Annotated in this window: 27 protein-coding genes and 1 pseudogene; 14 read left to right on the top strand and 14 right to left on the bottom strand. The window is 69.2% G+C overall.

Annotated features, from left to right (window positions below):
* Nucleotides 1-280 (top strand): hypothetical protein (locus HWX55_RS23725; RefSeq protein ID WP_175977493.1); only part of this gene is annotated, 280 nt, incomplete at its 5' end.
* 28 nt (nt 281-308) lie between these two features.
* Here HWX55_RS23725 and HWX55_RS23720 read toward each other — a convergent pair.
* A complete protein-coding gene (locus HWX55_RS23720) occupies nt 309-1,154 on the bottom strand; it encodes an aldo/keto reductase (protein ID WP_175977492.1) in 846 nt (281 codons plus the stop codon).
* A 167-nt stretch (nt 1,155-1,321) separates the two neighbouring features.
* Between HWX55_RS23720 and HWX55_RS23715 the strand changes: the two genes are divergently transcribed.
* Nucleotides 1,322-2,068: a GntR family transcriptional regulator gene (locus HWX55_RS23715; protein WP_006489667.1), complete on the top strand. Its 747-nt coding sequence runs from the start codon at nt 1,322-1,324 to the stop codon at nt 2,066-2,068.
* 21 nt (nt 2,069-2,089) lie between these two features.
* Here the strand turns inward: HWX55_RS23715 and HWX55_RS23710 are convergent, their stop codons facing one another.
* A complete protein-coding gene (locus HWX55_RS23710; RefSeq protein ID WP_175977491.1) occupies nt 2,090-3,481 on the bottom strand; it encodes a CoA transferase in 1,392 nt (463 codons plus the stop codon).
* Nucleotides 3,482-3,621: 140 nt separating this feature from the next.
* On the opposite strand from HWX55_RS23710, the gene HWX55_RS23705 reads away from it, so the two are divergent.
* Nucleotides 3,622-4,854, top strand: coding sequence for a citrate/2-methylcitrate synthase (locus HWX55_RS23705; RefSeq protein ID WP_175977490.1), 1,233 nt, complete (start codon nt 3,622-3,624; stop codon nt 4,852-4,854).
* Here the strand turns inward: HWX55_RS23705 and HWX55_RS23700 are convergent.
* Nucleotides 4,827-5,150, bottom strand: a complete 324-nt coding sequence (locus HWX55_RS23700) for a DUF2917 domain-containing protein (RefSeq protein ID WP_175977489.1) — start codon at nt 5,148-5,150, stop codon at nt 4,827-4,829. The two genes, HWX55_RS23705 and HWX55_RS23700, sit on opposite strands and share 28 nt — an antisense overlap.
* Before the next feature lie 239 nt (nt 5,151-5,389).
* On the opposite strand from HWX55_RS23700, the gene mdtD reads away from it, so the two are divergent.
* Together mdtD and HWX55_RS23690 are read left to right on the top strand one after the other, a co-directional pair.
* Nucleotides 5,390-6,826 (top strand): multidrug transporter subunit MdtD, encoded by a 1,437-nt coding sequence (gene mdtD / locus HWX55_RS23695; RefSeq protein ID WP_175977488.1) that lies wholly within the window; start codon nt 5,390-5,392, stop codon nt 6,824-6,826.
* A gap of 168 nt (nt 6,827-6,994) precedes the next feature.
* Nucleotides 6,995-8,269: an EAL domain-containing protein gene (locus HWX55_RS23690; protein WP_175977487.1), complete on the top strand. Its 1,275-nt coding sequence runs from the start codon at nt 6,995-6,997 to the stop codon at nt 8,267-8,269.
* A gap of 19 nt (nt 8,270-8,288) precedes the next feature.
* On the opposite strand, the gene HWX55_RS23685 is transcribed toward HWX55_RS23690, so the two are convergent.
* The 3 genes and pseudogenes from HWX55_RS23685 to HWX55_RS23675 all read right to left on the bottom strand — a co-directional run bounded on the left by HWX55_RS23685 (nt 8,289) and on the right by HWX55_RS23675 (nt 9,706).
* On the bottom strand, nt 8,289-8,894 hold the full coding sequence (locus HWX55_RS23685) for a methyltransferase domain-containing protein (protein ID WP_175977486.1): 606 nt from the start codon (nt 8,892-8,894) through the stop codon (nt 8,289-8,291).
* Nucleotides 8,895-9,034: 140 nt separating this feature from the next.
* Nucleotides 9,035-9,130, bottom strand: a pseudogene (locus tag HWX55_RS36185) (2-dehydropantoate 2-reductase); the annotation flags it as partial.
* A 51-nt stretch (nt 9,131-9,181) separates the two neighbouring features.
* Entirely contained in the window at nt 9,182-9,706 is a 525-nt protein-coding gene (locus tag HWX55_RS23675) for an Mpo1-like protein (RefSeq protein WP_175977484.1), read from the bottom strand.
* Between the two features lie 81 nt (nt 9,707-9,787).
* Here HWX55_RS23675 and HWX55_RS23670 point away from each other — a divergent pair, with 81 nt between their 5' ends.
* Together HWX55_RS23670 and chrA are read left to right on the top strand one after the other, a co-directional pair.
* Complete coding sequence (locus HWX55_RS23670) at nt 9,788-10,495, top strand: Crp/Fnr family transcriptional regulator (protein WP_175977483.1); 708 nt, start codon at nt 9,788-9,790, stop codon at nt 10,493-10,495.
* A gap of 115 nt (nt 10,496-10,610) precedes the next feature.
* Nucleotides 10,611-11,822: a chromate efflux transporter gene (chrA, locus tag HWX55_RS23665; RefSeq protein ID WP_175977482.1), complete on the top strand. Its 1,212-nt coding sequence runs from the start codon at nt 10,611-10,613 to the stop codon at nt 11,820-11,822.
* Between the two features lie 102 nt (nt 11,823-11,924).
* On the opposite strand, the gene sodB is transcribed toward chrA, so the two are convergent.
* Nucleotides 11,925-12,503, bottom strand: coding sequence for a superoxide dismutase [Fe] (gene sodB / locus HWX55_RS23660; protein ID WP_006489396.1), 579 nt, complete (start codon nt 12,501-12,503; stop codon nt 11,925-11,927).
* Between the two features lie 229 nt (nt 12,504-12,732).
* Complete coding sequence (gene xseA, locus HWX55_RS23655) at nt 12,733-14,115, bottom strand: exodeoxyribonuclease VII large subunit (RefSeq protein WP_175977481.1); 1,383 nt, start codon at nt 14,113-14,115, stop codon at nt 12,733-12,735.
* A 449-nt stretch (nt 14,116-14,564) separates the two neighbouring features.
* Between xseA and lpxK the strand changes: the two genes are divergently transcribed.
* The 4 genes from lpxK to adk all read left to right on the top strand — a co-directional run bounded on the left by lpxK (nt 14,565) and on the right by adk (nt 17,555).
* On the top strand, nt 14,565-15,593 hold the full coding sequence (gene lpxK, locus HWX55_RS23650) for a tetraacyldisaccharide 4'-kinase (protein ID WP_175977480.1): 1,029 nt from the start codon (nt 14,565-14,567) through the stop codon (nt 15,591-15,593).
* The gene (locus tag HWX55_RS23645) at nt 15,574-15,768 is read left to right on the top strand and encodes a Trm112 family protein (RefSeq protein WP_006482216.1); all 195 of its coding nucleotides are present in this window, start codon (nt 15,574-15,576) and stop codon (nt 15,766-15,768) included. The genes lpxK and HWX55_RS23645 overlap by 20 nt, the downstream gene beginning before the upstream one ends.
* A gap of 124 nt (nt 15,769-15,892) precedes the next feature.
* On the top strand, nt 15,893-16,684 hold the full coding sequence (gene kdsB, locus HWX55_RS23640) for a 3-deoxy-manno-octulosonate cytidylyltransferase (RefSeq protein WP_175977479.1): 792 nt from the start codon (nt 15,893-15,895) through the stop codon (nt 16,682-16,684).
* Nucleotides 16,685-16,892: 208 nt separating this feature from the next.
* Complete coding sequence (gene adk, locus HWX55_RS23635; protein ID WP_050017061.1) at nt 16,893-17,555, top strand: adenylate kinase; 663 nt, start codon at nt 16,893-16,895, stop codon at nt 17,553-17,555.
* Nucleotides 17,556-17,788: 233 nt separating this feature from the next.
* On the opposite strand, the gene HWX55_RS23630 is transcribed toward adk, so the two are convergent.
* Both HWX55_RS23630 and murJ read right to left on the bottom strand, forming a co-directional pair.
* Nucleotides 17,789-18,631 (bottom strand): SirB1 family protein, encoded by an 843-nt coding sequence (locus HWX55_RS23630; protein ID WP_011546044.1) that lies wholly within the window; start codon nt 18,629-18,631, stop codon nt 17,789-17,791.
* 8 nt (nt 18,632-18,639) lie between these two features.
* The gene (gene murJ / locus HWX55_RS23625; protein ID WP_175977478.1) at nt 18,640-20,190 is read right to left on the bottom strand and encodes a murein biosynthesis integral membrane protein MurJ; all 1,551 of its coding nucleotides are present in this window, start codon (nt 20,188-20,190) and stop codon (nt 18,640-18,642) included.
* 304 nt (nt 20,191-20,494) lie between these two features.
* Between murJ and rpsT the strand changes: the two genes are divergently transcribed.
* Nucleotides 20,495-20,767, top strand: coding sequence for a 30S ribosomal protein S20 (rpsT, locus tag HWX55_RS23620; protein ID WP_006482211.1), 273 nt, complete (start codon nt 20,495-20,497; stop codon nt 20,765-20,767).
* A 159-nt stretch (nt 20,768-20,926) separates the two neighbouring features.
* Here the strand turns inward: rpsT and HWX55_RS23615 are convergent, their stop codons facing one another.
* Entirely contained in the window at nt 20,927-21,247 is a 321-nt protein-coding gene (locus tag HWX55_RS23615) for a DUF3579 domain-containing protein (RefSeq protein ID WP_011546046.1), read from the bottom strand.
* 423 nt (nt 21,248-21,670) lie between these two features.
* Here HWX55_RS23615 and argF point away from each other — a divergent pair, with 423 nt between their 5' ends.
* Entirely contained in the window at nt 21,671-22,600 is a 930-nt protein-coding gene (gene argF, locus HWX55_RS23610) for an ornithine carbamoyltransferase (RefSeq protein ID WP_175977477.1), read from the top strand.
* Nucleotides 22,601-22,684: 84 nt separating this feature from the next.
* On the opposite strand, the gene murB is transcribed toward argF, so the two are convergent.
* The gene (gene murB, locus HWX55_RS23605; RefSeq protein ID WP_175977476.1) at nt 22,685-23,734 is read right to left on the bottom strand and encodes a UDP-N-acetylmuramate dehydrogenase; all 1,050 of its coding nucleotides are present in this window, start codon (nt 23,732-23,734) and stop codon (nt 22,685-22,687) included.
* Between the two features lie 135 nt (nt 23,735-23,869).
* Here murB and HWX55_RS23600 point away from each other — a divergent pair, with 135 nt between their 5' ends.
* Nucleotides 23,870-24,355: a YajQ family cyclic di-GMP-binding protein gene (locus HWX55_RS23600; RefSeq protein WP_006482217.1), complete on the top strand. Its 486-nt coding sequence runs from the start codon at nt 23,870-23,872 to the stop codon at nt 24,353-24,355.
* A 78-nt stretch (nt 24,356-24,433) separates the two neighbouring features.
* On the opposite strand, the gene plsY is transcribed toward HWX55_RS23600, so the two are convergent.
* Together plsY and ybaK are read right to left on the bottom strand one after the other, a co-directional pair.
* On the bottom strand, nt 24,434-25,075 hold the full coding sequence (gene plsY, locus HWX55_RS23595) for a glycerol-3-phosphate 1-O-acyltransferase PlsY (protein ID WP_027808663.1): 642 nt from the start codon (nt 25,073-25,075) through the stop codon (nt 24,434-24,436).
* A gap of 114 nt (nt 25,076-25,189) precedes the next feature.
* Nucleotides 25,190-25,681: a Cys-tRNA(Pro) deacylase gene (ybaK, locus tag HWX55_RS23590; RefSeq protein ID WP_175977475.1), complete on the bottom strand. Its 492-nt coding sequence runs from the start codon at nt 25,679-25,681 to the stop codon at nt 25,190-25,192.
* Nucleotides 25,682-25,840: the final 159 nt, after the last annotated feature.

Below are 25,840 nucleotides of genomic sequence, written 5' to 3'. Positions count from 1 at the left end.
CAGCGGCGGCGGCGGCGGCCACGGCAACGGCGGTGGTGGCGCGGGCAACGGCGGCGGTAACGGCAACGGCGCCGGTGGCAATGGCGGTGGAAACGGTAACGGCGGAAGCGGCGGCGCCAACGGCACCGGCGGCCACGGCAATGGCGGCGGCAACGGTAACGGCAATGGCAGTGGCGGCGCCGGCAACGGCGGGGCCAACGGCGTCGGCAACGGCCGTGGCGCCGGCAACGGCAACGGCGGCGGTCCCGGCAACGGCGGATCGTCGGGCGGCCGCCACTGACCCGAAGGCGTTGCCCGGTCGAAGTCGGTCAGAGCATCTCGAGCGCGCGCTTGCTGCGCGGCGGACGGAAATACGCGTCAAGCTGCGCGTGCTCGTCATCGCTCAACACGACATCGAGCGCGGCGCGGTTGTCGCGCACGTGCTCGATCCGCGACGCCTTCGGAATCGCGAATACACCCGGCTGCGCGAGCACCCATGCCAGTGCGACGCGCGTCACCGACACGCCGCGCAGCCGCGCGATGTCGTCGAGCGGCGAGCGTTTCGGCAGCCGCCCGTGATCGACCGGGCTGTACGCCATCGCCGGGATCCGACGATCGGCCAGCCACGGCAGCAGGTCGAACTCCGGGCCGCGTCGCGCGATGTTGTAGAGAATCTGGTTGGTGGCGCACGCCCCGCCGCCCGCGTCGTCGACGAGTTCGGCCATGTCGGCCGTATCGAAGTTGCTCACGCCCCAGTGCCGGATCTTGCCCGCACGCTGCAACGCGTCGAAACCCTCGACCGTTTCCGCGAGCGGCACCGAACCGCGCCAGTGCAGCAGGTACAGGTCGACGCGATCGGTACGCAGGCGCTTGAGGCTCGCGTCGCACGCGGCGACGACGCCGCGCCGGCTCGCATGGTGCGGATAGACCTTGCTGACGAGGAACACGTCGTCGCGCAGGCCCGCAAGCGCGTCGCCGACCAGTTCCTCGGTCGCGCCGTCGCCGTACATCTCGGCGGTATCGACCAGCGTCATTCCGAGTTCGACGCCCTCGCGCAGCGCGGCGATCTCGTCCGCGCGCCGCGCCGGCCGCTCGCCCATTTCCCAAGTGCCCAGGCCCAGCTTCGGAATCGTCTCGCCGTTCGGCAAAACGACCGTAGCGATCGTGTCTGTCATGCGTTTCCTCGTGGCGGATTCGTGGCCGCACACCGCGGCCGAAGCATCGGATACGACGCATCAGTGTAGTCAATCGGTGCGCCCCCGGCCTATTACGCGGCAAAAACCGGCTATAACGGCGCGGCATGATGACTTAGAATGGCCGCAACCTGATCGATACCCATTGTATGAAGGCACCCACGGACGACCGCTGGCAGGACCTGCGCCCCGACCCCGACAACGATACGCCGCTCTACCTGCAGCTCGCCCGCAAGCTCGGCGATGCGATCCACGACAACCGCTGGACGGCCGGCGAGGCGCTGCCGTCCGAGCGCGTGTTGTCCGAAGCGCTCGGCGTGTCGCGCATCACCGCGCGCAAGGCGATCGCGCTGCTCGTCGAGCAAGGCCTGATCCGTCGCACGCAGGGCGCCGGCAACTTCATCCAGCCGCGCTACGAGGATCCGCTGTCGCGGCTGTCGAGCTTCAGCGAAATGCTCGAGCGCCGCGGCTTCAAGCCGAGCTCGCAGTGGCTCGCGCGCGAAATCCAGCCGGCCAACCGCGACGAAGTGATCCAGCTCGGGCTGTCGCCGGCCGCATCGGTTACACGCCTGAAACGTCTGCGTCTCGCCGACGGCATCGTGATGGCCGTCGAGAACTCGACGTTCCCCGCGACGCTGATTCCCGATCCGCAGGCGATCGTCGGCTCGCTGTACAGCTATCTCGAAGCGCGCGGCACGCCGATCGTGCGCGCGCTGCAGCATTTCCGCGCGGTCAACGCGACCGACGAGATCGCCGAGCAGATGGGCATCGCCCCGCACGACGCGCTGCTGCTGATCACGCGGATCGGCTATACGTCCGACCAGCGCGCGATCGAACTGACCGATACCTACTGCCGCAACGACTACTACGATTTCGTCGTCGAATTGCGCAAGTAACGCGACGCGCGTCGGCCGCGCTCACAGCCAGCGCGCGTCGTCGGTGCCGAGCGGCACGGGCGGCCGTGCGAACGACGGCGGCGTCGCCGACAGTCGCTCGGCCGGCCGCACGGTGTCGAGCACGCCGAACGGCGACGCGATGCGGTCGATCCGGTCGCGCACGTCGGCCAACGCGAGCTCGGGCGCGTGCAACCCGTCCGGCACCGCGCCGAACGACTGCAGCCAGCGCCCCGTCTGCGCGAGCGACATCCGCACGTGCCAGCTTCCCCCTTCGCGCGCCCGCCGCGCGAGCGCGATCATCGCGCCGAACGCCGCGAGATACCCCGTTGCATGATCGAGCGCCTGGCACGGCAGATGGCGCGGCCCGCGCGCCTGCGCGGCCTGCTGCTCCTGCCATGCGATTCCGCTCGCCGACTGCACGAGGCTGTCGAACCCGCGCCGCTTCGCCCATGGCCCTGCATGCCCGTACGCCGACACCGACACGTAGACGATGCCGGGCCGCCGTTCGGCCAATGCCTGCGGCGCGAAACCGCGCGCCGCGAGCGCGCCGGGCCGGTACGACTGCAGAAACACGTCCGCCTCGCGCGCGAGCGCGTGCAGCGTATCGACGCCTGCCGCGTCGCGCAGATCGATCCACGTCGAGCGCTTGCCACGCCCGTTGTCGATCACGAGCGGCGCGATGTTCGGCAGGTGCGGACCGTTGACGAGCAGCGTCTGCGCGCCGTGCGACGCCAGCGTGCGGCCTGCGACCGGGCCCGCGATGATGCGCGTGAGATCGAGCACGCGCACGCCGGTGAGCGGCTGGCCGGCTTCGCCGCGGCCGATCGGCTCGGCCGGTGCGTCGCCGATCCGCTCGATCTCGAACAGCGGCAGCGACGCGATCGCGTGCGCCTGCTCGTGCGCCGCCCATTCATCAGGGGTTCTGATTAATGCCGCGCACAGGCCGGCGTCGGCCAGCGCGGTATCGAGCGCCGCGCCGTCCCACGTACGGATCGCGGCGGCGACGTCGGCGGGCTGCGGGCCGCAGCCGAGCACGTCGAGAATGCCGTGCAAATGATGCGGGAAATTCGCATGCAGCTGAATCCATCGTCCGTCACCCGTCTCGAAGAAGCCGGTCACCGGATGGCGCAACTCCGGCGGCGGCCCGTCGTCCACGCGCAGGTAGCGTTCGCTGCGGAACGCGACGAGCGCGTCGCGCACCGACACGTCGACCGATTGCGCCACGCCCGTTCGCAGCCGATGGCATTCGGCTGCCGCGAGCCCGGCCGCGGCGATCGTCGCGGCGGCGAGCGTGCCGACATGAAACGTCGACGGCAGCGTCGGGTCCTGCCCCGTCACGGTCGTGCGGGCCAGCGCGTCGCGCTCGCCACGTGCGAGTTGCCAAAGATGCGCCAATGCGGATTCGGGTGTCATGGTGGAAGAGACGCCGTTGAGGAGACGGAATCGAGTCTAGAATTCGCGACAGGCGCGATCAATCTTGATTGCGCGAATCAATACATAACGAATAGTCGTAACGGGCCCGCACTTCATGCGCGGCGACAGGAGCCACCGGCATGACATCCGTCAGTGCGCAGGAAGCCGCCGGCATGCTCGGCGTCAGCGTGAGCACGCTCTACGCGTACGTGAGCCGCGGCCTGCTGCGCTCGCTGCCCGACGGCGCGACGAAGCGCCGCCGCTACGACGCCAACGAGGTGCGCCTGCTCGCGCGCCGCCGCGCCGATGCGAAACGCGCGGGCGGTGTCGCCGAACGTTCGCTCGACTGGGGTGTGCCCGTCCTGGAATCGCGGATCACGCAGATCGCCGACGGCCGCCTGTGCTACCGCGGCGTCGATGCACTCGCGCTGGCCGACGCGGCGACGCTCGAAGAAACGGCCGCGCGGCTGTGGGACTGTCCGCCCGCGCGGCTGGCCGCCGCGTCGCTCGCTTCCAGCGGTTTCGATGCGGCGCAGTGGGACGACTGGGCGCGTCGCTGGGCGCATCTCGCACCGCTCGAACGCACGCTGGTGCTGCTGCCGGCCGCGGCCGCATCGCTGCCGCGCCTATGGGCGCAAGGGCGCGATGCGCAGCTCGATGCCGCGGCGGCGCTGCTGCGCGTCGCGACGGCCGCGCTCGCCGGCATCGCGCCGGGCGACGCGCCCGTGCACCGCCAGCTCGCGGCCGCGTGGCGCGTGCGGCGGCGCGACGAAGCCGACCTGCTGCGGCGTGCGCTCGTGTTGTGCGCCGATCACGAACTGAATCCGTCGACCTTCGCGGTGCGCTGCATCGCATCGACCGGCACCCATCTGTTCGGGGCGATCTCGGGTGGGCTCGCGGCGCTGTCGGGGCCGCGTCACGGCGGCGAGACGTTCCGCGCGGGCACGCTGCTCGACGAAGCGGCCCGCGCCGCCGATCTCGACCGCTACCTCGCGCTGCGGCTGGCGCACGACGAACGCGCGGACGGCGGCCGCACCGCCCTGTCCGGCTTCGCGCACCCGCTGTACCCCGACGGCGACCCGCGCGCACGGGCGCTGCTCGATGCGCTGCATGCGACGGCGCCCGACCGGCCGGCGCTGCGCGCGGCGCGCGCGCTCGCCGCACGCGTCGAAGCGGCGACGGGCCTGCGGCCGACGATCGATTTCGCGCTCGCGGTGCTGGAGCGCACGCTCGCGCTGCCCGACGGCGCGGCGTTCACGCTGTTCGCGGCCGGCCGCACGGCCGGCTGGATCGCGCACGCGCTCGAACAGTCCGCGGACGGAAAGTTGATCCGGCCGCGCGCACGCTACGTCGGCAGCGACGCGGCCGGGTGACGCCGGCCGTCGCGCCATGCGGCGAACGGGCGCCACCACGCGGGCGCGGTGCGCACGGCCGACACCGCCAGCGGCCCGAACGCGAACGTCGCGCCGCGCGACCCGGCGCTGACCCACGCGCGCGTGCCGGGCAGCAACGTCAACGATTCGCCCGCGCCCAGCCAGTGATCGTCTGACCGGCCCTCGACGGTCACCCACACGTCGCCTTCGACCACCTCGAGCAGCGTACGATCGACGATCCACCACCGTCCGGCCGGCTCGTCGCCGTCCATTACGTAAAGTCGCAGTTCGCGCATCGCAGCCTCCTGGTCGCACCGGTTCGATGACACCAGTATTTCGGAGAGCGGCCGCACCCGGACAGATACGGCCGCGAACAGTTCTGGCTGAACTGTACTGGCCGCCCGACGGGGACAGGCAGCCGGCCGCCGCGCCGGCCCGGGCCCGGCCGGGGGCGCACGACATACCACACCGAACCTGCACGGCGCGGCGGCTTTCCCTACAATGTCGGCTGTCCCGCGCCGCCGCCCCTGCCCTCATGTTCCAAAGCCCGCCCGCCGCCGCTCCCGGCGAAAAGAACCTCACCGTGATGCTCTGGCTCGTTGCGACGGGCTTCTTCATGCAGACGCTCGACGCGACGATCGTCAACACGGCGCTGCCGTCGATGGCCGCGAGCCTCGGCGAATCGCCGCTGCGGATGCAATCGGTCGTGATCGCGTACTCGCTGACGATGGCGGTGATGATCCCCGTGTCGGGCTGGCTCGCCGATACGTTCGGCACCCGGCGCGTGTTCTTCAGCGCGATCCTGGTGTTCTCGCTCGGCTCGCTGCTGTGCGCGAACGCGCATACGCTGACGCAGCTCGTCGCGTTCCGCGTCGTGCAGGGCGTCGGCGGCGCGATGCTGCTGCCGGTCGGGCGGCTCGCGGTGCTGCGCACGTTCCCGGCCGAGCGCTACCTGCCCGCGCTGTCGTTCGTCGCGATTCCGGGCCTGATCGGCCCGCTGATCGGGCCGACGCTCGGCGGCTGGCTCGTGAAGATCGCGTCGTGGCACTGGATCTTCCTGATCAACGTGCCGGTCGGCGTCGCGGGCTGCATCGCGACCTTCTATTCGATGCCCGATTCGCGCAACCCGGCCGCCGGCCGCTTCGACCTGAAGGGCTATCTGCCGCTGACGATCGGGATGGTCGCGATCTCGCTGTCGCTCGACGGGCTCGCCGATCTCGGCATGCAGCACGCGGCCGTGCTGGTGCTGCTGATTCTGAGCCTCGCGTGCTTCGTCGCGTATGGGCTGTACGCGGTGCGCGCGCCGCAGCCGATCTTCTCGCTCGAGCTGTTCAAGATCCACACGTTCAGCGTCGGGCTGCTCGGCAACCTGTTCGCGCGGATCGGCAGCGGCGCGATGCCGTACCTGATCCCGCTGCTGCTGCAGGTGAGCCTCGGCTACTCGGCGTTCGAGGCCGGGCTGATGATGCTGCCGGTCGCGGCGGCCGGCATGTTCTCGAAGCGGATCATCACGCGCCTGATCACGCAGCACGGCTACCGCAAGGTGCTGCTCGCGAACACGATCATGGTCGGCGTGATGATGGCGAGCTTCGCGCTGATGCGCGACACGGTGCCGGTGTGGGTGAAGGTCGTGCATCTCGCGCTGTTCGGCGGCTTCAACTCGATGCAGTTCACCGCGATGAACACGCTGACGCTGAAGGATCTCGGCACCGGCGGCGCGAGCAGCGGCAACAGCCTGTTCTCGCTCGTGCAGATGCTGTCGATGAGCCTCGGCGTGACAGTCGCCGGCGCGCTGCTCGCGACGTTCACCGGCATGCTGCGCACCGTGACGCCGAGCAACACGCTGCCGGCGTTCCATGCGACGTTCATCTGCGTCGGGATCATCACGGCCGCGTCCGCGTGGATCTTCGCGCAGCTCGCGCCCGAGATCCGCAGCACCGCGCGCAAGACCGACCCGTCCGAGCGCGCGTGACCGGCGGCGCGCGCCGAATCGGGCCCGCGCGCACCATCGCGGTGCAACGCGGCCCGGCACGCGTGCGCGTATCGACCGCGACCGGCGGCCGCACGTGGCGCCCTGCCGTGCATGCTTCTTGCTCGCCTATTCTGTAGGTAAACTGGCAGTCTTCCTTCGGCCGACATCATGAGCATGATCGAAATCGATCCCCCCGGCTTTCAGCCGCCCCGCCCGGTCGCCGGCGACGACGGGAACCGGCGCACCGTGCTGTACGGCGGCTACACCGTGTTCAGCGTGTTCCAGCCGGTTTTCTCGGTGTCGCACCGGCGCGCGATCGGCTATCACGCGTCGCTGCGCGCGCACGACGAGGAAAGCCGCCAGGTGGCGTCGCACGAGGTATTCACGCAGGCGGCGCGGCGCGGCGACCTGCTCGAGCTCGGCCGGCTCGCCGAATCGTTGCATCTCGGTAACTTCCACGCGTTCGACAGCCACGACGAATGGCTCTTCCTGAGCCTGCATCCGGCCGCGCTGATGGACACCATCTACGGCGACGCGCTGCTCGCGAACCTGAAGGCGCTCGGGCTGCCGCCGCACCGCGTGGTGCTCGAGGTGCCCGAGCAGGCCGGCGGCGAGACGCCGCGCTATGCGGCGATCATCGACGGGCTGCGCAAGGCCGGCTTCCTGATCGCGCTCGTCGGGTTCGGCGCGAAGCACTCGAACGTCGATCGCGTGTGGCATCTGCATCCCGACATCGTCACGCTCGACCGCGGCATCCTCGCGCAGGCGAGCGAGCACTCGCATCTCGAACGCGTGCTGCCGGGGCTCGTGTCGCTGCTGCACGAATCCGGCCAGCTCGTGCTGATGGGCGGCCTCTCGACCGAACGCGACGCGCTGATCGCGCTCGAATGCGACGTCGATTTCGTGCAGGGTCAGTACTTCGCGGGGCCGAGCGTCGATCCCGTGCAGCCGCAGGCCGCCGCGGGCTGCATGGATACGCTGTCGGCCGCGCTGCGGCTGCGCGTCGCGCAGCGCGAGCGCACGCAGGCGGAACGGCTCGCGCCGTACGTCGCCGCACTCGAGGAAGCGAGCCGCCGGCTCGGCGCGGGCGAATCGCTCACCGATGCGGCCACCGCCGTGCTCGGGCTGCCCGAGACCGCGCGCTGCTTCCTGCTCGACGCGTCGGGCCGCCAGATCGGCGACAACGTGCTCGCGCGCGGCAGCGTGTCGCAACGCGCGAAGCGCTTCCGGCCGCTGCTGCATTCCGAAGGCGCGAGCTGGGAACGCCGCCCGTATTTCATCGACGCGATGCGCGCGCCGGGCCGCGTGCACCTGACGCCGCCCTACCTGTCGATCAACGAGGCGCACCTGTGCGTCACCGCGTCGATCGCCGCGCCGGCCGCGACCGGCATGCAGGTGCTCTGCGTCGACATCAACTGGGAAGCGGCGCTCAGCCGCGAGTAAGCGCGCCGGCGCGCCGCGTTCACGCGTCGCCGCCCGCCTTGCGCACGATCAGCCGGTGCACGCGCTTGCCGGACGACGCGCTGACGACTTCGTGTTCGTCGATCACCCGCACGCCGGCGCCCAGCGCCGCATGCATCCGCGCCGAGTCGAGCGGCGTATAGAGGCGGCCGCGCTCGTCGCGCAACACGCCGTGTCCGGCCACCCGCCAGCTCAGGTACAACGTGCCGCCCGGCATCAGCAGATCGGCCAGCCGCGCGGCGGCGGCGGCCGCGTCCGCCTGTTCGAGATGCATGACGACCGTTTCGCACAGCACGTTGCGAAACGCGCCGGACGGTACGCCGGCCAGCGCCGGCAGCGCGGCCAGCTCGAACGTCAGCCCGCGATGGCGCCGCCGCGCCTCGTCGAGCAGCGCGGCGCTCGCGTCGTAGCCGCGCACGTCGAAGCCGCGCGACGCGAGCCAGGCCGTGTCGCGCCCCGCCCCGCAGCCGACGTCGGCGGTCGGCCCCGGCGTGAAATACTGTTCGAGCAGCGCGTACATGTCGTCGGGCGCGGCCTGGTCGAGCCAGTCCTGCGCGTATTGCGCGGCATGGGTGTCGTAGGCATCGAGAGTCGGGCGATCCGCCATGGCGAGTGCTCCGCAAAGGCGTCGTATGACGCACTCCGCATCTTAGTCGCTGCGCGCGGCCCGCGCCGCCGAATGGTGCGACGCCGGGTTCGACGCCGGCCTACGCGGCCGGCACGTGGCCCGCACGCGGCGCCTGCGGCCAGGTCGGCCCACCGCGCATCGCCGCGCCAAGCCCGACGCGCCGCCGCGCGTTCGGCGTCGTGGACGTGCGCGCACCGTCGCGCATTGACCGGCGCGGGCGCATCGCCGCGCCCGCGCCGAACACGCAGACCGGCCCGGCCGGCCCGTCAGACATGCGAATGCGCGCCGCCATGCACGGGACCGGCGCGCCGCTCGACTTCGCGGCGCACGTCGCCGCGCAGCCCCGCGAAGAACGCGACCTCGGCGACGACGAACAACGGCCCGACGATCAGGCCGACCAGATCGTCGACGAATGCCGGCTTGCTGCCTTCGAACCAGTGCCCGACGAACTGCACGATCCAGCCGACGACGAACGCGCCGACGCCGATGCCGAGCCATTGCACGGTCGGCAGCGGCGCCAGCGACTGCGCGGCCCACAGGCCGAGCGCGAGCAGCACGGTCATCACGATCCCGAACCGCAGGTCGAGACGCAGGTAGAACAGCGCGGACACGACGGCGAGCAGCAGCGCCGGCGACAGCGCGACGCCGGCCAGCGTCCCGAGCGCCGGCCGCGACAGCAGCACCTCGACCGCGAACACGATCATCGGGATACCGACCAGATGCGTCGCGATGTTGCGCGCATCGCGATGGTAGGCCGCATACTGGGAAAGATGGTCTTCGAGGGTCTTCATCGCGTCTCCTGATCGGTTATTGAGCGCTATGATGCGCGTCACGCCCGAGAACCTCTGTCAGCTACCCGACATCGCGTGCCCATGCCTGCCTCGCTCGCCCCGTACCTGCCGCAGCTCGAAGCGAACCCGTGGTTCGCCGCGCTGCCGCCCGCGCTGCGCGCGGCGCTGATCGCCCGCGCGACGCTGCGCCGGCTGCCGTCCGGCCACGCGCTGTTCCGGCGCGGCGACCCGCCGTGCGGGCTGTACGCGGTGCTGGCCGGTTCGCTCACGATAGGTGCGGTCGATCCGCAGGGCAAGGAAACGCTGCTGACGGTGGCCGAGCCCGTGACGTGGTTCGGCGAGATCGCGTTGTTCGACGGCCAGCCGCGCACGCACGACGCGATCGCGCTCGACGACGCGCTGCTGCTGCACGTGCCGCAGGCCGGGCTGCTCGCGATCCTCGAGACGACGCCGCAATACTGGCGGCAGTTCGCGCTGCTGATGGCGCAAAAGCTGCGCCTGAGCTTCCTGACGGTCGAATCGATGAGCGTGATGCCGGCCGCGCAGCGGCTCGCCGCGCGGCTGCTGATGATCGCCGAAGGCTACGGCGGCATCAGCGCCGGGCGCACGCACATCCGGCTGTCGCAGGAAACGCTCGCGTCGATGCTGTCGCTGACGCGGCAGACCACCAACCAGTTGCTGAAGGCGCTGCAGGCGGATGGCGTCGTGCGGCTGCACGTCGGCGAGATCGAACTCGTGGACATCGACGCATTGCGCCGCGCGAGCGGGCTCGGCGACGGCCCGTACTGAACGACGCGCAACGACCTCTATCGGCCGCGATTGGCCGCGATTGGCGCCATGCGCTGCCCGCGGCCGCCGAGTTGCGCTATCGTGGCGACTCGTTCCGTCCGCCGCGCGCACCGCCTTGAACACGTCGACCGTCCCCGCCTCCGCCCGCCATCCGTGGCCCGTCTTCATCGCATTCCTGCGGCTCGGCCTCACGTCGTTCGGCGGCCCGGTCGCGCATCTCGGCTACTTTCGCGCGGAATTCGTCACGCGGCGCGGCTGGCTCACCGAGCGCACCTATGCCGATCTCGTCGGGCTGTGCCAGTTCCTGCCGGGGCCCGCGAGCAGCCAGGTCGGGATGGCGATCGGTCTCGCGCGTGCCGGCTATGCGGGCATGTTCGCCGCGTGGCTCGGTTTCACGCTGCCGTCGGCGCTGATGATGATGCTGTTCGCGCTCGGCGTTCATGCAACGGGCGCGCCGATCGAAGCCGGCGCGTTGCACGGGCTGCGCATCGTGTCGGTCGCGGTGATCGCGCAAGCCGTGTGGGGCATGGCGCGCACGCTGTGCCCGGATGCGCGGCGCGTCACGCTGATGGCCGCGGCCGCGTGCGTCGCGCTGCTCGCGCCGGCCGCGTGGACGCAGGTCGCGGTGATCGTCGCGGCCGGCGCGGCCGGCCTTGTGCTGTTGCCGCAACCGGCGCCCGACGCACACGAACCGTTGCCGCTGCACGTGTCGCGCCGCACAGGCGTGCTGTGGCTCGCGCTGTTCGCGGCGCTGCTCGTCGCGCTGCCGTTCGCGGCCCACGCGCTGCGCTCGGACACGCTCGCCGTCGTCGATGCATTCTTCCGCACGGGTGCGCTTGTGTTCGGCGGCGGCCATGTGGTGCTGCCGCTGCTGCAGGCGGCCGTGGTCGCACCGGGCTGGGTGAGCGATTCGGCGTTTCTCGCCGGATATGGCGTCGCGCAGGCCGTCCCAGGCCCGCTGTTCACGTTCGCGGCATTCCTCGGTGCGTCGCTGCGCGATGCGCCGAACGGCTGGCTCGGCGGCACGCTCGCACTCGTGTCGATCTTCGCGCCTTCGTTCCTGCTCATCGCCGGCACCGCGCCGTTCTGGGAGCGCCTGCGCCGCAGCGCGCACATGCAGGCCGCGCTCGCCGGCGTGAACGCGGCCGTCGTCGGGCTGCTGCTCGCCGCGCTCTATCATCCGGTCTGGACCGACACGATCGTCGCGCCGCGCGACCTGGCCGCCGCGCTGGTCGCGTTCGTCGCGCTGGTGTTCTGGCGCGTGCCGCCGTGGGCCGTGGTGATCGCGAGCGCGGCGCTCGGCTGGCTGCTCGGCATGGCCGGTTGAGCCGGCGAACGCCGCACGTTCGGGCGCGCAAAAAACAAAAAGCCCTCGAAACGAGGGCTTTGCTTCGATGCCGCGCGCCGTGACGGCGCGCAGGCGCCGGACTTACGCGAAGTTCTTCGCGGCGAAGTCCCAGTTCACGATGTTCCAGAACGCTTCGACGAACTTCGGACGCGCGTTGCGGTAGTCGATGTAGTACGCGTGTTCCCACACGTCGATCGTCAGCAGCGCCTTGTCGGCGGTCGTCAGCGGCGTGGCGGCGTTGCTCGTCGACACGATGTCGAGCGAACCGTCGGCCTTCTTCACGAGCCATGCCCAGCCCGAACCGAACGTGCCGACCGCGGCCTTCGTGAACGCTTCCTTGAATGCGTCGTACGAACCCCACTTCGCGTTGATCGCGTCGCCCAGCGCGCCCGTCGGTGCGCCGCCGCCGTTCGGCGACAGGCTGTTCCAGAAGAACGTGTGGTTCCAGATTTGCGCGGCGTTGTTGAAGATGCCGCCCGACGACTTCTTCACGATCTCTTCCAGCGGCAGGTTCTCGAATTCCGTGCCCGGGATCAGATTGTTCAGGTTCGTCACATAAGCCTGATGGTGCTTGCCGTAGTGGTACTCGATCGTCTCTTTCGAGATGGTCGGCGCGAGTGCGTCTTCAGCGTACGGGAGCGGCGGGAGCGTATGAGCCATGGCGATTCCTTCGTTGAGTATGTAGGGAGGCTGTGTTGGATGCTGCCGAGCGTCCGATTGTAGGCGAGGACGAATAACCCCGCAAACTCACGGGCCATTTATCCGCGGTATGCGGAAAAGCGCTGCTGGCGCAACGCCGGGCAGGACGAACCCGACGATGCGCAGCATCCGTTCCCGGTCCCGCCGCACGCGTGGCGACGCGTCTCGCGTTTCGCTCGCGCCGCTTGGGTCAGATCGTATCCGTCAGCCGTGGCTGCACGTCGGCGAGCGACACGTCGGCCGAGCCTTCGGCGAGATGCACGGTCAGGCGCCGCTGCGGCTTCAGCGCGTTCGGCGCGCGCACCGCGCGGCCCGTCTGCGCATCGATCAGCGCCGCATAGCCGCGCTCGAGCGTGCGCTGCGGGCTCAGCACCTCGAGCCGTGCCGCACAGGCCGACACACGCGCGGAGTCGCGTTCGTGACGGCGCTGCACCGCGCTCGCGAGACGTTGCGACAGCGCGGCGAGCGCGTGGCGCGCCTGGGACGGATCGGGCCGCGCGCGCTGCCAGCGCAGTTGCGCGAGCGCGAAACGCGCACGTGCATCGCGCACCGGCCGCGATGCCGCGGACGCGAGCCGCACCGCGAGCTGCTCGACGTGCGTACGCTGCCGCTGCAGCCGCTCGGCCGGGCTCACGAGCCGCCGCGCAAGCCAGTCGAGCTGCTGCGCGCGCTGTTCGAGCCGGCGCGCCATGCCGCGCGCGAGCGCGCGCTGGCGCTCGTCGACCTCGCGCAGCAGCAGCGCGCGCTGCGGGCTCGCGAGTTCGGCCGCACCGGTCGGCGTCGGCGCGCGCAGGTCGGCCGCGAAGTCCGCGATCGTGAAATCGGTTTCGTGCCCGACGCCGCTGACGACCGGCAGCTCGCTCGCCGCGATCGCGCGCGCCAGCGCTTCGTCGTTGAACGACCACAGATCCTCGATCGAGCCGCCGCCGCGACACACCAGCAGCACGTCGACCTCGCGCCGCGCGTTCGCGGTCGCAACCGCCGCGACGAGCTTTTCGGCGGAACCGGCGCCCTGCACGGGCGCCGGATAGACGATCACAGGAATATGCGGCGCGCGCCGGGCGAGCGTGGTCAGCACGTCGCGCAATGCGGCGGCCTGCAGCGACGTGACGATGCCGATCGCGCGCGGATGGGCCGGCAACGGCCGCTTGCGCTCGGGCGCGAACAGGCCCTCGTCTTCGAGCTGCGCCTTCAGCCGCAGGAACGCTTCGTACAAGCGCCCCTGCCCGGTGCGCCGCACGGCTTCGACGTTGAGCTGCACCTCGCCGCGCGGCTCGTACATCGTGACGACCGCGCGCACCTCGATGCGGTCGCCTTCGCGCGGCGTGAATTCCGCGTATTGCGCGCGGCCGCGGAACATCACGCAGCGCATCTGCGCCTGCTGGTCCTTGATCGAGAAATACCAGTGGCCGCTCGCGGCGCGCGTGAAATTCGACACTTCGCCGGCAATCCACAGCAGCGGAAACGAACGCTCGAGCATCGTCGAGATCGCACGATTGAGCGCTGAAACGGGAATCACTTCGTCGCCGCCGCGCGTCGCGCCGGGTGCGGAAAAAGGAGAATCGGAAAGCATGGGCGGTCGGATGAATGCTGGCGGCGTCACGATAGTCCGACATGCGCGCGGCGTCCAGCGCCGCCGCATTCGCCGCCGTGCGCGGAAGGTGTCCACACTCTGGCATTCGTCCGCGTAAAACGCGCGGAAACCGCGAAAAAAACCAGACAATTCTTCGCAACACGTTGATTTTTATAATCTTTTAAACCTTTCGAAATGATTCTCATCCGATTCGATGCCCGCCGGGCGGGCGTTTGACACGATCGACCGGCGAGTTTTTCACAGAGTTATCCACAGGCCGTCTCGATCCGGCCCCGCGCGCCGCGGCGGCCGGTCGCGCTTGCCGCGCCGGCGTGCGGCGCGCTAGAGTGCCGCCTTCCACGGACCCCGCGGCATGCGCCGCCCAATGGAGAATCCGCCTTGACGAATCCGTCCCTCGCCGCGGCGCCCGACGCGCCGCGCCCGGCCCGATGAGCGCGCCCGGCGGCCCGCTCGCGCGACTCGAAGCGCGCCTGACACGCGAATGGCAGCGGCGCGGCGCGCTCGCCTGGGCGCTCACGCCGTTCGCCTGCGTGTTCGCCCTGGGCGCGGCGCTGCGGCGCACCGCTTACGCGCAAGGCTGGAAGCAGCCGGTCGACGTCGGCGTGCCGGTCGTCGTGGTCGGCAACGTGACCGTCGGCGGCACCGGCAAGACGCCGACCGTGATCGCGCTCGTCGACGCGCTGCGCGCGGCCGGCTTCACGCCCGGCGTCGTGTCGCGCGGCTACGGCGCGAACGTGAAGGCGCCGACGGCCGTCACGCCTGCGTCGCGCGCGGGCGCGGCCGGCGACGAACCGCTGCTGATCGCGCGCCGCACCGGGGCACCCGTGTGGGTGTGCCCGGACCGCGTCGCGGCCGCGCAGGCGCTGCGCGCCGCGCATCCGGACGTCGATGTGATCGTCAGCGACGACGGCCTGCAGCACTACCGCCTCGCGCGCACCGTCGAGCTCGTCGTATTCGACCACCGGCTCGGCGGCAACGGCTTCCTGCTGCCGGCCGGCCCGCTACGCGAGCCGCTGTCGCGGCATCGCGACGCGACGCTCGTCAACGATCCGTACAGCGGCGCGCTACCGCCGTGGCCCGACACCTACGCGCTCGCGCTGACGCCGGGCGCCGCATGGCACCTCGACCAGCCCGCGCTGCGCCGCCCGCTGTCGCAATTCGCGAACGAACGCGTGCTCGCCGCGGCCGGCATCGGCGCGCCGGAACGCTTCTTCGCCACGCTGCGCGCGGCCGGCCTCGCGCCGGCGACCCGCGCGCTGCCCGACCATTACGCGTTCGCCGACAATCCGTTCGTCGACGATGCCGTCGATGCGATCCTGATCACCGAGAAGGATGCAGTAAAATTGGGCGCTTCCTGGCGCGACGCCCGACTGTGGGTAGTCCCCGTCGAAGCCGCGCTCGACCCTCGCCTCATTGCCCTCGTTGTGGAGAAACTCCGTGGACGCTCGCCTGCTTGAAATCATTGTGTGCCCTATCTGCAAAGGCCCGCTCCACTACGACCGTGCCGCGCAGGAGCTGATCTGCAACGCGGACAAGCTCGCGTACCCGATCCGCGACGGCATCCCGGTGATGCTCGTCGACGAAGCGCGCCAGACCGTCGAAGGCACGCCGGTCGACCCGGCCGGCCGCTGAGCCGCCGCGCCGCTCGTCCGGCGCACCGATTCGACACTGGCGGCCCGGCCCCGGCCGGGTCGCCGCACTCCGCCGGGCGACCGGCTTCCGGCGTCGCCCGCCCCGTCCTTCCCAGCGCTCCCCGATGACTCAGCCGCAACCCTTCATCGCCGTCATTCCCGCCCGGCTCGCGTCGACGCGGCTCCCGAACAAGCCGCTCGCCGATCTCGGCGGCAAGCCGATGGTCGTGCGTGTCGCCGAGCGCGCGCGCGAAGCGGGCGCGCAACAGGTGCTCGTCGCCTCCGATGCGCAGAGCGTGCTCGACGCGGCGCGCGATCACGGCTTCGAAGCGGTGCTCACCCGCGCCGATCATCCGTCCGGCACCGACCGGCTCGCGGAAGTCGCGGCGGCCTTCGGCTGGCGCGACGACACCGTCGTCGTCAACGTGCAGGGCGACGAGCCGCTGATCGACCCCGCGCTCGTCCGCGACGTAGCGTCGCACCTGGCCGCGCATCCGGCCTGCGCGATCGCGACCGCCGCCCATCCGATCCACGACGCGGCCGACGTGTTCAACCCGAACGTCGTGAAGGTCGCGCTCGACGCGCAGAGCGTCGCGCTGTACTTCTCGCGCGCGCCGATTCCGTGGAGCCGCGACGCGTACCAGCCGCGCTGGCCCGACGTCGCGGCCATGCCAGCACCGGCTTTCCCGGTCTACCGGCACATCGGCCTCTATGCGTATCGCGCGCGTTTCCTGCGCACCTATCCGTCGCTCGCGCAGGCGCCGATCGAACAGGCCGAGCAGCTCGAACAGCTGCGCGCGCTGTGGCACGGCGAGCGCATCGCAGTGCTGATCACCGAATCCGCGCCCGAAGCCGGCATCGACACGCCGGCCGATCTCGCGCGCGTGCAGGCCCTTTTTCAGCCGGGTTCAAAATAACCCATGGCATAATCAGGCGATTGTGCGAGCCGTCCGCGACCAGCGCGTCCTCGCTTGACCCCGCACGTGGCTCCGCCGGCCGCCGCGCTTCGCTCGAACCGACGCGCCGCATCAGACCGGTCCGCCACGCGCCAGGCAAGCCCCGCGCCCGCCGTCGCCGACGCCTTTGAGTCTCGCCACACGAATCTACATACTTGGAGATATCACCATGCGTTTGATCCTGTTGGGCGCGCCCGGCGCGGGAAAGGGCACCCAGGCAAACTTCATCAAGGAAAAATTCGGGATTCCGCAAATCTCGACCGGCGACATGCTGCGTGCGGCCGTCAAGGCCGGCACGCCGCTCGGCGTCGAGGCGAAGGGCTACATGGATGCCGGCAAGCTCGTGCCGGACGCGCTGATCATCGGCCTCGTCAAGGAACGGCTGAAGGAATCCGACTGCGCGAACGGGTATCTGTTCGACGGCTTCCCGCGCACGATCGCGCAGGCTGACGCGATGAAGGACGCCGGCGTCGCGATCGACTACGTGCTGGAGATCGACGTCCCGTTCTCGGAAATCATCGAGCGCATGAGCGGCCGCCGCACGCACCCGGCATCGGGCCGCACGTACCACGTCAAGTTCAACCCGCCGAAGGTCGAAGGGCACGACGACGTGACGGGCGAACCGCTGATCCAGCGCGACGACGACAAGGAAGAAACTGTCAAAAAGCGTCTCGAAGTGTACGAAGCGCAGACCAAGCCGCTGATCACGTACTACGGCGACTGGGCGCAGCGCGGCGAGGAAAACGGTTTGAAGGCGCCGCAGTATCGCAAGATCTCGGGCCTCGGCACCGTCGACGAAATCCGCGAGCGCGCGTTTGACGCACTGAAGTAAGCAGCGCGTCGCGCACCCGCAAGCCGCCCGTTCCGGGCGGCTTTTTTTTCGCCTGCCGCGACGTGCACGCGCGTGCGCGTGTCGCCGCCGCAAGCGTCCGAGGCTCGACGGCGACGTGATTCGCGTGGGCGGCGCGATCCGGATGCAGCCGAAGTAGCAACGGCACGCGTGCAAGAAAAACGCCCGCGATGCGGGCGTTCTTTCCGTAGGCGGGCAAGGGCGTGCCGGCGCGCTCAATCCTCGCCGTCGCGCTGCATCCGCTGCCGCAGTTCGCTGACCTGCGACTCGACGACGGTCGCGTCTTCCGCCTCCGGCCGCTCGCCGAGATACTGCTCGAGATCCTCGAGCGCGGGGCGCAGGTAGTCGAGCCGCGCATACGCGAAGCCGCGGTCGCGCACCTCGTCGAGCTGCTCGGGCAACAGGATCACGAGCCGCTGCTGCACCGCGAGCAGCCGCTGCCAGCGCTCCGTCTGCAGATAGATCGTCTTCAGGTTGCGCAGCATCCGCGCGATGATCTCGCGGCTCGTCGCGGGCTGCAGCAGCGCGCGCAACGCGCTGTCGACGGCGCCGGCCGCGCGCGCGACGTACGGCTCGAGCATCTCGACCATCTCGGCTTCGGACAGCGAATGGCCGTTGGTCGGGTCGATGATCAGGTCGCCGTCCGGCAGCGTCACGCGCAGCAGGAAATGGCCGGGAAACGACACGCCGCGCGCCGGCACGCCGATCTGCTCGGCGAGCTCCAGGTACAGCACCGACAGCGAGATCGGGATCCCGCGACGCCGTTTCAGCACGGCGTTCAGGTGGCTGTTATCGGGGTCGTAGTAATCGTTGTGATTGCACGCGAAGCCGAGCTCGCGGAAGAAGAAGTCGTTCAGCGCGGCGACGCGGCCCTTCAGGTCCGTATCGTCGGCGAGCCGCCGGCGCAGCCGCGCCGCCAGCATGTCGAGTTCGGCCAGCGTGCCCTGCAGGTCGAGGTCGGGATACGCGTCCTGCGCCAGCGACAGCGCGGCTTCCGTGACGGGCAGACTGTCGTCGTCCGCCACGAGCGTGCTGAAGTAGTCGAGGACGCGGGTCATTGCGGTCGTCACTTGGCGCGCCTTCTGAAGTAAGCGTATTTGAAGCCCATCACCCACAACATACCGAAATATAGTGCAGCAAACAGCACGAGGCACGCGGCCATCAGCGCAATGCGATCGAGCGGCTGCGCGCGCATGCCGGTCCAGTCGAAACTGATCGCGCACCAGTGCATCAGGCCCGCGAGCACGAGCGCCGCGCCGACGAGCTGCACGAAAAAGCGCAGCCAGCCCGGCGACGGCTGGTAGATGCCGCGCTTGCGCAGCCCAAGGAACAGCAGCAGCGAATTCAGGCATGCGCCGACGCCGATGCTCAGCGTGAGGCCCGCGTGGCCGATCAGCGGCACGAACACGTAGTTCGACAGCTGCGTGACGATCAGCACGCCGACCGCGATCTTCACCGGCGTCTTGATGTCCTGCTTCGCATAGAAGCCCGGCGCGAGGATCTTGATCAGGATGATGCCGACGAGGCCGATCCCGTAGGTCGCGAGCGCGCGCGCGACCATCGTGACGGTATGCGCGTCGAACTTGCCGTAGTTGAACAGCGTCGCGGTGAGCGGCGTCGCGAAGAAGAACAGCGCGAGCGCGCTCGGCGCCGCGAGCAGGAACGTGACGCGCAGCCCCCAGTCGAGCAGCGCCGAATATTCGTGCGAGTCGGCGTCGACGTGCGCCTTCGACAGGCTCGGCAGCAGGATCGTGCCGAGCGCGACGCCGAGCAGCGCGGTCGGGAATTCCATCAGGCGGTCGGCGTAATTGATCCACGACACGGCGCCCTGCCCGAGCCGCGATGCGATGTTGGTGTTGATGATCAGCGACAGTTGCGCGACGGACACCGCGAACGTCGCCGGCACCATCTTCGCGAGTACGCGCTTCACGCCCGGATGACGCAGCGCGCGCAGCGGGTTGATGCCGATCAGCGGCACCATGTCGATCTTCTTCAGGCCCGGCAACTGCACGAGAAACTGCAGCACGCCGCCGACGATGACCGCCCATGCAAGCGCGTAGACCGGCACCTTCAGGTGCGGCGCGACGAACACGGCCGCGGCGATGAACGCGACGTTGAGCAGCACCGGCGCGAACGCGGGCAGCGAGAAGCTCTTGTACGTGTTCAGCACGCCCGACGCGAGCGTGGTCAGCGAAATGAACACGATGTACGGGAACATGATCCGCGTCATCGTGACCGCGAGCGGGAACGCCTGGCCGTCGGCGTGCAGGCCGGACGCGACCGCGAACACGACCCACGACGCGCCGGCGATGCCGACGACCGACAGCACGGCCAGCGCCCACGCGAGCACGGTGGACATCGCGTCGACGAGCGCCTTCGTCGCATCGTGCCCCTGCTGGTTCTTGAACTCGGCGAGGATCGGCACGAACGCCTGCGAGAACGCGCCTTCGGCGGACAGGCGGCGCAGCAGGTTCGGGATACGGAAGGCGACGTAGAACGCGTCGGTGTATTGACTGGCGCCGAACGCACGGGCGATCAGCGTCTCGCGGGCCAGTCCGGTCACGCGCGACAGCAGCGTGAAGCCGCTGACCGTCAGCAGGGCTCGGAATAGATTCATGGGGCGCTTATTATACGGACGTTGCGCGACCCGGCCACCGGCCGATGCCGAAAAGCGCGGCCGCCGCCGGCGCTCCAGTTGGCGGACGTTACGTCGAACTTGCCACTCGCTTGATTTTGTTGCTATAATCGCCGGTTTCTGGGCTCGTACATGCACGGCAACTGCCGTTTTCATGTCCCGGCCTCGGTTAAAATCACCGTTTTTTTATGCGCCCCTGGGCAATCGTTCTCAGGGGACGGATCGAAAAGCAGCGCTTGGCCGTCAGGCTCCAAGCTCTGGAAACAGGACAGGATAAGGAACCGTCATGGCTAACTCCGCACAAGCACGCAAGCGCGCCCGCCAGGCCGCGAAGGCAAACTCGCACAACTCGGCGCTGCGCTCGAAATTCCGTACCGCGATCAAGTCGGTTCGCAAGGCTGTTGAAGCCGGCGACCAGGCAAAGGCTGCCGAGCTGTTCAAGGCTGCCGTGAAGACGATCGACACGATCGCCGACAAGAAGATCGTTCACAAGAACAAGGCCGCTCGCAGCAAGAGCCGCCTGGCCGCAGCCGTCAAGGGCCTGCAGGCAGCAGCGTAACTCCGGTGCGCCCGCTCACGCGGGCGTTCCTGTTTCCTGCGATCACGAAAAAGCCCGCCTAGGCGGGCTTTTTCGTTGCCTGCCGCCGGCGCATCGTGCGCGGCGGCAGTGCTTGCCTTGGGGGCGGGCGCGACACGCACCCTCGCCCGTCGGCATCAGTCACTTCTTCGTGTTGTAGTCCGGCAGTTCGCACGCCTCGGTCACGACGAGGTTGTTGTCCTTCGCGAAATTCAGCACGAAATCGAACGCCATCGGCTCGATGTCGCGCAACCGCGAATCGAGGATCACGCATTTGAGGTCGCCGAGCATCGTCGGGCGCACGTACAGCGAATACTTGAGACGCGCGTTCGGCCCGCTCGCCCCCGGCCCGAAGCAGGCCATCACACCGGCCAGACGTTCCGACCAGTCGCTCGGGCGAAACTTTTTCCCGTCTTTCGTGATGCCCTGGATGAAAAATTCGGTCGGAGGGGTTTCAGCCATGTGGTTACCCAAGTGACGGCCCGGCGATGTCCAGGCAACGGCGCCTGGATACGCGAACACAAAGCTGGAGGGTCGGCCGCACGCGCCGATCGATATCCCGAAAACGGAGCGTCGATGCGCGCCGCCGGTGGACTGCACCGGATGTGTGCAGCGCACGGCTTGTGTCCGGCAGAGCGCGAAAAGCCTTGCCTGCCGGGCTGGAGAAAACTTTCGAATTATACCGCAGCGCGCCATCGCGCGTCGTCCCGACACCCCTCTTCCCGCACGGCCGGTCGCGCGCGGCGATCCTGCCCCGCGTCTTTCCACGGCTTTTTCACGGCTCGTCAAAGCACAGAAAATCCTTTATGCTGCTTTGAGTTATCCACACCCGACGGCGGCGCCGTCCGGCCTCGCTGCCGGGTGAGACCCGCCGTATTTCGTTTCATGACCGCCAAAACCATTCGTCACTACCTGCAGTTCAAGGATTTCTCGCTGGAAGACTACGAGTACGTGCTCGAACGCACGGGTATCCTGAAGCGCAAGTTCAAGAACTACGAGACCTATCACCCGCTGCACGACCGCACGCTCGCGATGATCTTCGAGAAGAGCTCGACGCGCACGCGCCTGTCGTTCGAGGCCGGGATCTTCCAGCTCGGCGGCCACGCCGTCTTCATGAGCACGCGCGACACGCAGCTCGGCCGCGGCGAGCCCGTCGAGGATTCCGCGCAGGTCATCTCGCGAATGGTCGACATCATCATGATCCGCACGTTCGAACAGGAGGTGATCACGCGCTTCGCGCAGAATTCCCGCGTGCCGGTGATCAACGGGCTGACGAACGACTACCACCCGTGCCAGGTGCTCGCGGACATCTTCACGTACTACGAGCACCGCGGGCCGATCGCCGGCAAGACCGTCGCGTGGGTCGGCGACGCGAACAACATGCTGTACACGTGGATCGAGGCCGCGCAGATCCTCGGCTTCAAGCTGCGCCTGTCCACCCCGCCCGGTTATGCGCTCGACATGAAGCTCGTGTCGCCCGACAGCGCGCCGTTCTACGAGGTGTTCGACGATCCGAACGAAGCGTGCAAGGGCGCCGATCTCGTCACCACCGACGTGTGGACGAGCATGGGTTTCGAGGCCGAGAACGAGGCGCGCAAGCAGGCATTCGCCGACTGGTGCGTCGACGAGGAAATGATGGGCCACGCGAATCCGGATGCGCTCTTCATGCACTGCCTGCCCGCGCACCGCGGCGAGGAAGTGACGGCCGGCGTGATCGACGGCCCGCAGAGCGTCGTGTGGGACGAAGCGGAAAACCGCCTGCACGTGCAGAAGGCGCTGATGGAGTTCCTGCTGCTCGGCCGCCTCAAGCACTGACGCGCGGCAACGCACACGCGTAAAAAAGCGCCGGTCGACTGATCGGCGCTTTTCGTTTGGATGCGCGAAAACCGGCGCGCGCCGTTACAGGCAGACCGGTTCGGCCTCCAGCTCGACGCCGAACTGCGCGCGCACGTCGGCCTGGATCGCCCGCGCCAGCGCCAGCACGTCGGCGCCGGTCGCGCCGCCGCGATTGACGAGCACGAGCGCCTGGCGGTCGTGCACGGCCGCCGCCCCGAGTGCGCGCCCCTTCCAGCCGCAGCGGTCGATCAGCCAGCCGGCCGCGAGCTTCACCTGCCCGTCCGGCTGCGGATACGACACGACTTCCGGCGCGCGGGCGCGCAGCGCGTCGAACTGCGCGGCGTCGATCACCGGATTCTTGAAGAAACTGCCCGCATTGCCGAGCACGAGCGGATCGGGCAGCTTCGCGCGGCGGATCGCGACGACCGCCTCGAACACGTCGCGCGGCGTCGCCGCATCGGACGCGATGCCGCGCGCGTCGAGCTCGCGCGTGACGTCCGCGTAGCCGAGCCGCGGCGTCCATTGCTTCGGCAGCCGGAACGTCACCGCGACGATCGCGAACCGGCCGCGCCCTTCCCGCTTGAAGAAGCTGTCGCGATAGCCGAACGCGCAGCGCGCGGCGTCGAAGCGCTCGCTGCGCCCCGTCGCCAGCTCGACCGCGACCAGCGAATCGAAATACGCTTTCATCTCGAGGCCGTACGCGCCGATGTTCTGGATCGGCGCGGCGCCGACGGTGCCCGGGATCAGCGCGAGATTCTCGAGGCCCGGCATCCCGTGCTCGAGCGTCCATGCGACGAACGCGTGCCAGTTCTCGCCGCCGCCGGCCTCGACATACCACGCGTCGTCGTCCTCGCGCACGACGCGGCGGCCCGCGATCTCGTCGAGCAGCACGATGCCGTCGAAATCGCGCGTGAACACGATATTGCTGCCGCCGCCGAGCACGAGCTGCGGCAGGCTCGCGACCCGCGGGTCGCGATACAGCGCCTCGAACTGCGCGGCCTGCGTGATGCGCGCGGCGAAGCGCGCGCGCGCGGCGATGCCGAACGTGTTGTGCGCGGCGAGCGGATGGTCGGGAAGCAGCGACAGGGAGCAATCGTCAGGAGGCATCGGCATTCGCGGTCACGTCGACCCGGGCGGCGCATGGCCGGCCTTGGGCAAACGGAGGGGCATCGGTAAAATGGCAAACAGTCCGCAATTATAGCGAGTGCCCGCGCGCGAGCCGGGTCCCGCACCTCAAGGGAGAATGCCATGCCATCGTTCGACGTCGTTTCCGAAGCGAACATGATCGAAGTGAAGAACGCCATCGAGCAGTCGAACAAGGAAATTTCGACGCGCTTCGACTTCAAGGGCTCCGACGCGCGCGTCGAGCAGAAGGAACGCGAGCTGACGCTGTTCGCCGACGACGATTTCAAGCTCGGCCAGGTCAAGGACGTGCTGATCGGCAAGCTGGCCAAGCGCAACGTCGACGTGCGCTTCCTCGACTACGGCAAGGTCGAGAAGATCGGCGGCGACAAGGTCAAGCAGATCGTCACCGTGAAGAAAGGCGTAACGGGCGACCTGGCGAAGAAGATCGTGCGCCTCGTGAAGGACAGCAAGATCAAGGTGCAGGCAAGCATCCAGGGCGACGCGGTGCGCATCTCGGGCACAAAGCGCGACGACCTGCAGAGCACGATCGCGATGCTGCGCAAGGACGTGACCGACACGCCGCTGGACTTCAACAACTTCCGCGACTGACCGGCCGCCGATCCGTCGCGTCATCCGGCCGGGCCCCGCTACGCGGCGCGCCCGGCGCGCGGCCAGCGCCGCGCGTGCTCAGGCTTTCCCGCCGTCCTGCGCGCCGCCGTCCGCGGCCGCCTTCTTCTTGTCGCCGATCCGGCTCTCCTGCCCCGCGAGCAGCTTCGAAATGTTGCCGCGGTGACGCCACACGAGCAGCACGCTCATCGCCAGCACGGCCCACGCGACCGGGTTGTGGCCCGGCATGCCGAACAGGAACACGTCGAATACCGGCGCGAACACGGCCGCCACCAGCGCCGCGAGCGACGAATAGCGGAAAAAGAACGCGACGATCAGCCAGGTCAGCGCGGTCGCGAGCCCGAGCACCGGGTGCACGGCGAGCAGCACGCCGGCCGCGGTCGCGACGCCCTTGCCGCCCTGGAAGCGGAAGAACACCGGGTACAGATGGCCGAGGAACACGGCGATCGCGACCCACGCGATCGCGACGTCGGGCAGGCCGAAGTGCCGCGCGAGCCAGACGGCGATCCAGCCCTTGAACGCGTCGCCGACGAGCGTCAGGATCGCGGCCTTCTTGTTGCCGCTGCGCAGCACGTTGGTCGCGCCGGGATTCTTCGATCCGTACGAACGCGGGTCGGCCAGCCCCATCACGGAACTGACGACGACGGCGAACGACACCGAACCGATCAGGTAGGCAACGAGGGCGGCGAGCAGGATCTGCATGCGGAGGACTCTTCTTTCAACGTATCGGGAAAGGGACGGCCGTGCGGCAAGCCGACAGGCCGAAACGGCGCCCATTCTACCGAACGGGCGCGGGGTGCCACGAAGGTGAAACCCTCAGTCGACGCTCGCGCACTGCACCGGCTGCGCGCCGAGCAGCGACGTGAGCACCGCCGGCGCGAGGCTGACGAGGTAGCCGCGCCGGCCGCCGTTCAGGTAGATCGCCGGCAATTCGAGGATCGTCGCCTCGACGTAGACGGGCATCGTCTTGCGCGTGCCGAACGGCGACGTGCCGCCGACGAGATAGCCCGAATGGCGGTTCGCGACGTCGGGCTTGCACGGCTCGACGCGCTTCGCGCCGATCTGCCGCGCGAGATTCTTCGTCGACACGGTGCGGTCGCCGTGCATCAGCACGATCAGCGGCTTCGCGTGCTCGTCTTCCATCACGAGCGTCTTCACGACGCTGTGCTCGTCGACGCCGAGCTGGCGCGCCGATTCGCCGGTGCCGCCGTGCTCGACGTATTCGTACGGATGCTCGCCGAACGCGACGCCATGGCGGCGCAGCAACTGGGTCGCGGGGGTTTCGGACACGTGTCTGGATTTGCTCATGGCGGCATTTTAATGGCGAACGATCGGCGGGCGCGCAATGGCGTACCCGCGCCGACGGTATACTCGCGGCCCGTTTTCCGCCGGCCCGCCGCATCGCCGTCGCAAGTGTGCCCATCATCGTTGCGAACATCGCGAAGCGCTATTGCCCGTTTGGCTGAT

It is taken from the genome of Burkholderia sp. BCC1047 (assembly GCF_902833155.1).
In the GTDB taxonomy this organism is placed as follows: Bacteria; Pseudomonadota; Gammaproteobacteria; order Burkholderiales; family Burkholderiaceae; genus Burkholderia; species Burkholderia sola.
Note: the sequence above shows the minus strand (reverse complement) of the source record. Positions and strands in the feature narration are given on the sequence as shown.

Bases quoted from the DNA above. Each gene is read 5' to 3' on its own strand.
- HWX55_RS23720 (WP_175977492.1), bottom strand. From the start codon at position 1,154: ATGACAGACACGATCGCTACGGTCGTTTTGCCGAACGGCGAGACGATT.
- HWX55_RS23715 (WP_006489667.1), top strand. From the start codon at position 1,322: ATGAAGGCACCCACGGACGACCGCTGGCAGGACCTGCGCCCCGACCCC.
- HWX55_RS23710 (WP_175977491.1), bottom strand. From the start codon at position 3,481: ATGACACCCGAATCCGCATTGGCGCATCTTTGGCAACTCGCACGTGGC.
- HWX55_RS23705 (WP_175977490.1), top strand. From the start codon at position 3,622: ATGACATCCGTCAGTGCGCAGGAAGCCGCCGGCATGCTCGGCGTCAGC.
- HWX55_RS23700 (WP_175977489.1), bottom strand. From the start codon at position 5,150: ATGCGCGAACTGCGACTTTACGTAATGGACGGCGACGAGCCGGCCGGA.
- mdtD (WP_175977488.1), top strand. From the start codon at position 5,390: ATGTTCCAAAGCCCGCCCGCCGCCGCTCCCGGCGAAAAGAACCTCACC.
- HWX55_RS23690 (WP_175977487.1), top strand. From the start codon at position 6,995: ATGAGCATGATCGAAATCGATCCCCCCGGCTTTCAGCCGCCCCGCCCG.
- HWX55_RS23685 (WP_175977486.1), bottom strand. From the start codon at position 8,894: ATGGCGGATCGCCCGACTCTCGATGCCTACGACACCCATGCCGCGCAA.
- HWX55_RS23675 (WP_175977484.1), bottom strand. From the start codon at position 9,706: ATGAAGACCCTCGAAGACCATCTTTCCCAGTATGCGGCCTACCATCGC.
- HWX55_RS23670 (WP_175977483.1), top strand. From the start codon at position 9,788: ATGCCTGCCTCGCTCGCCCCGTACCTGCCGCAGCTCGAAGCGAACCCG.
- sodB (WP_006489396.1), bottom strand. From the start codon at position 12,503: ATGGCTCATACGCTCCCGCCGCTCCCGTACGCTGAAGACGCACTCGCG.
- xseA (WP_175977481.1), bottom strand. From the start codon at position 14,115: ATGCTTTCCGATTCTCCTTTTTCCGCACCCGGCGCGACGCGCGGCGGC.
- lpxK (WP_175977480.1), top strand. From the start codon at position 14,565: ATGAGCGCGCCCGGCGGCCCGCTCGCGCGACTCGAAGCGCGCCTGACA.
- kdsB (WP_175977479.1), top strand. From the start codon at position 15,893: ATGACTCAGCCGCAACCCTTCATCGCCGTCATTCCCGCCCGGCTCGCG.
- adk (WP_050017061.1), top strand. From the start codon at position 16,893: ATGCGTTTGATCCTGTTGGGCGCGCCCGGCGCGGGAAAGGGCACCCAG.
- HWX55_RS23630 (WP_011546044.1), bottom strand. From the start codon at position 18,631: ATGACCCGCGTCCTCGACTACTTCAGCACGCTCGTGGCGGACGACGAC.
- murJ (WP_175977478.1), bottom strand. From the start codon at position 20,190: ATGAATCTATTCCGAGCCCTGCTGACGGTCAGCGGCTTCACGCTGCTG.
- rpsT (WP_006482211.1), top strand. From the start codon at position 20,495: ATGGCTAACTCCGCACAAGCACGCAAGCGCGCCCGCCAGGCCGCGAAG.
- HWX55_RS23615 (WP_011546046.1), bottom strand. From the start codon at position 21,247: ATGGCTGAAACCCCTCCGACCGAATTTTTCATCCAGGGCATCACGAAA.
- argF (WP_175977477.1), top strand. From the start codon at position 21,671: ATGACCGCCAAAACCATTCGTCACTACCTGCAGTTCAAGGATTTCTCG.
- murB (WP_175977476.1), bottom strand. From the start codon at position 23,734: ATGCCGATGCCTCCTGACGATTGCTCCCTGTCGCTGCTTCCCGACCAT.
- HWX55_RS23600 (WP_006482217.1), top strand. From the start codon at position 23,870: ATGCCATCGTTCGACGTCGTTTCCGAAGCGAACATGATCGAAGTGAAG.
- plsY (WP_027808663.1), bottom strand. From the start codon at position 25,075: ATGCAGATCCTGCTCGCCGCCCTCGTTGCCTACCTGATCGGTTCGGTG.
- ybaK (WP_175977475.1), bottom strand. From the start codon at position 25,681: ATGAGCAAATCCAGACACGTGTCCGAAACCCCCGCGACCCAGTTGCTG.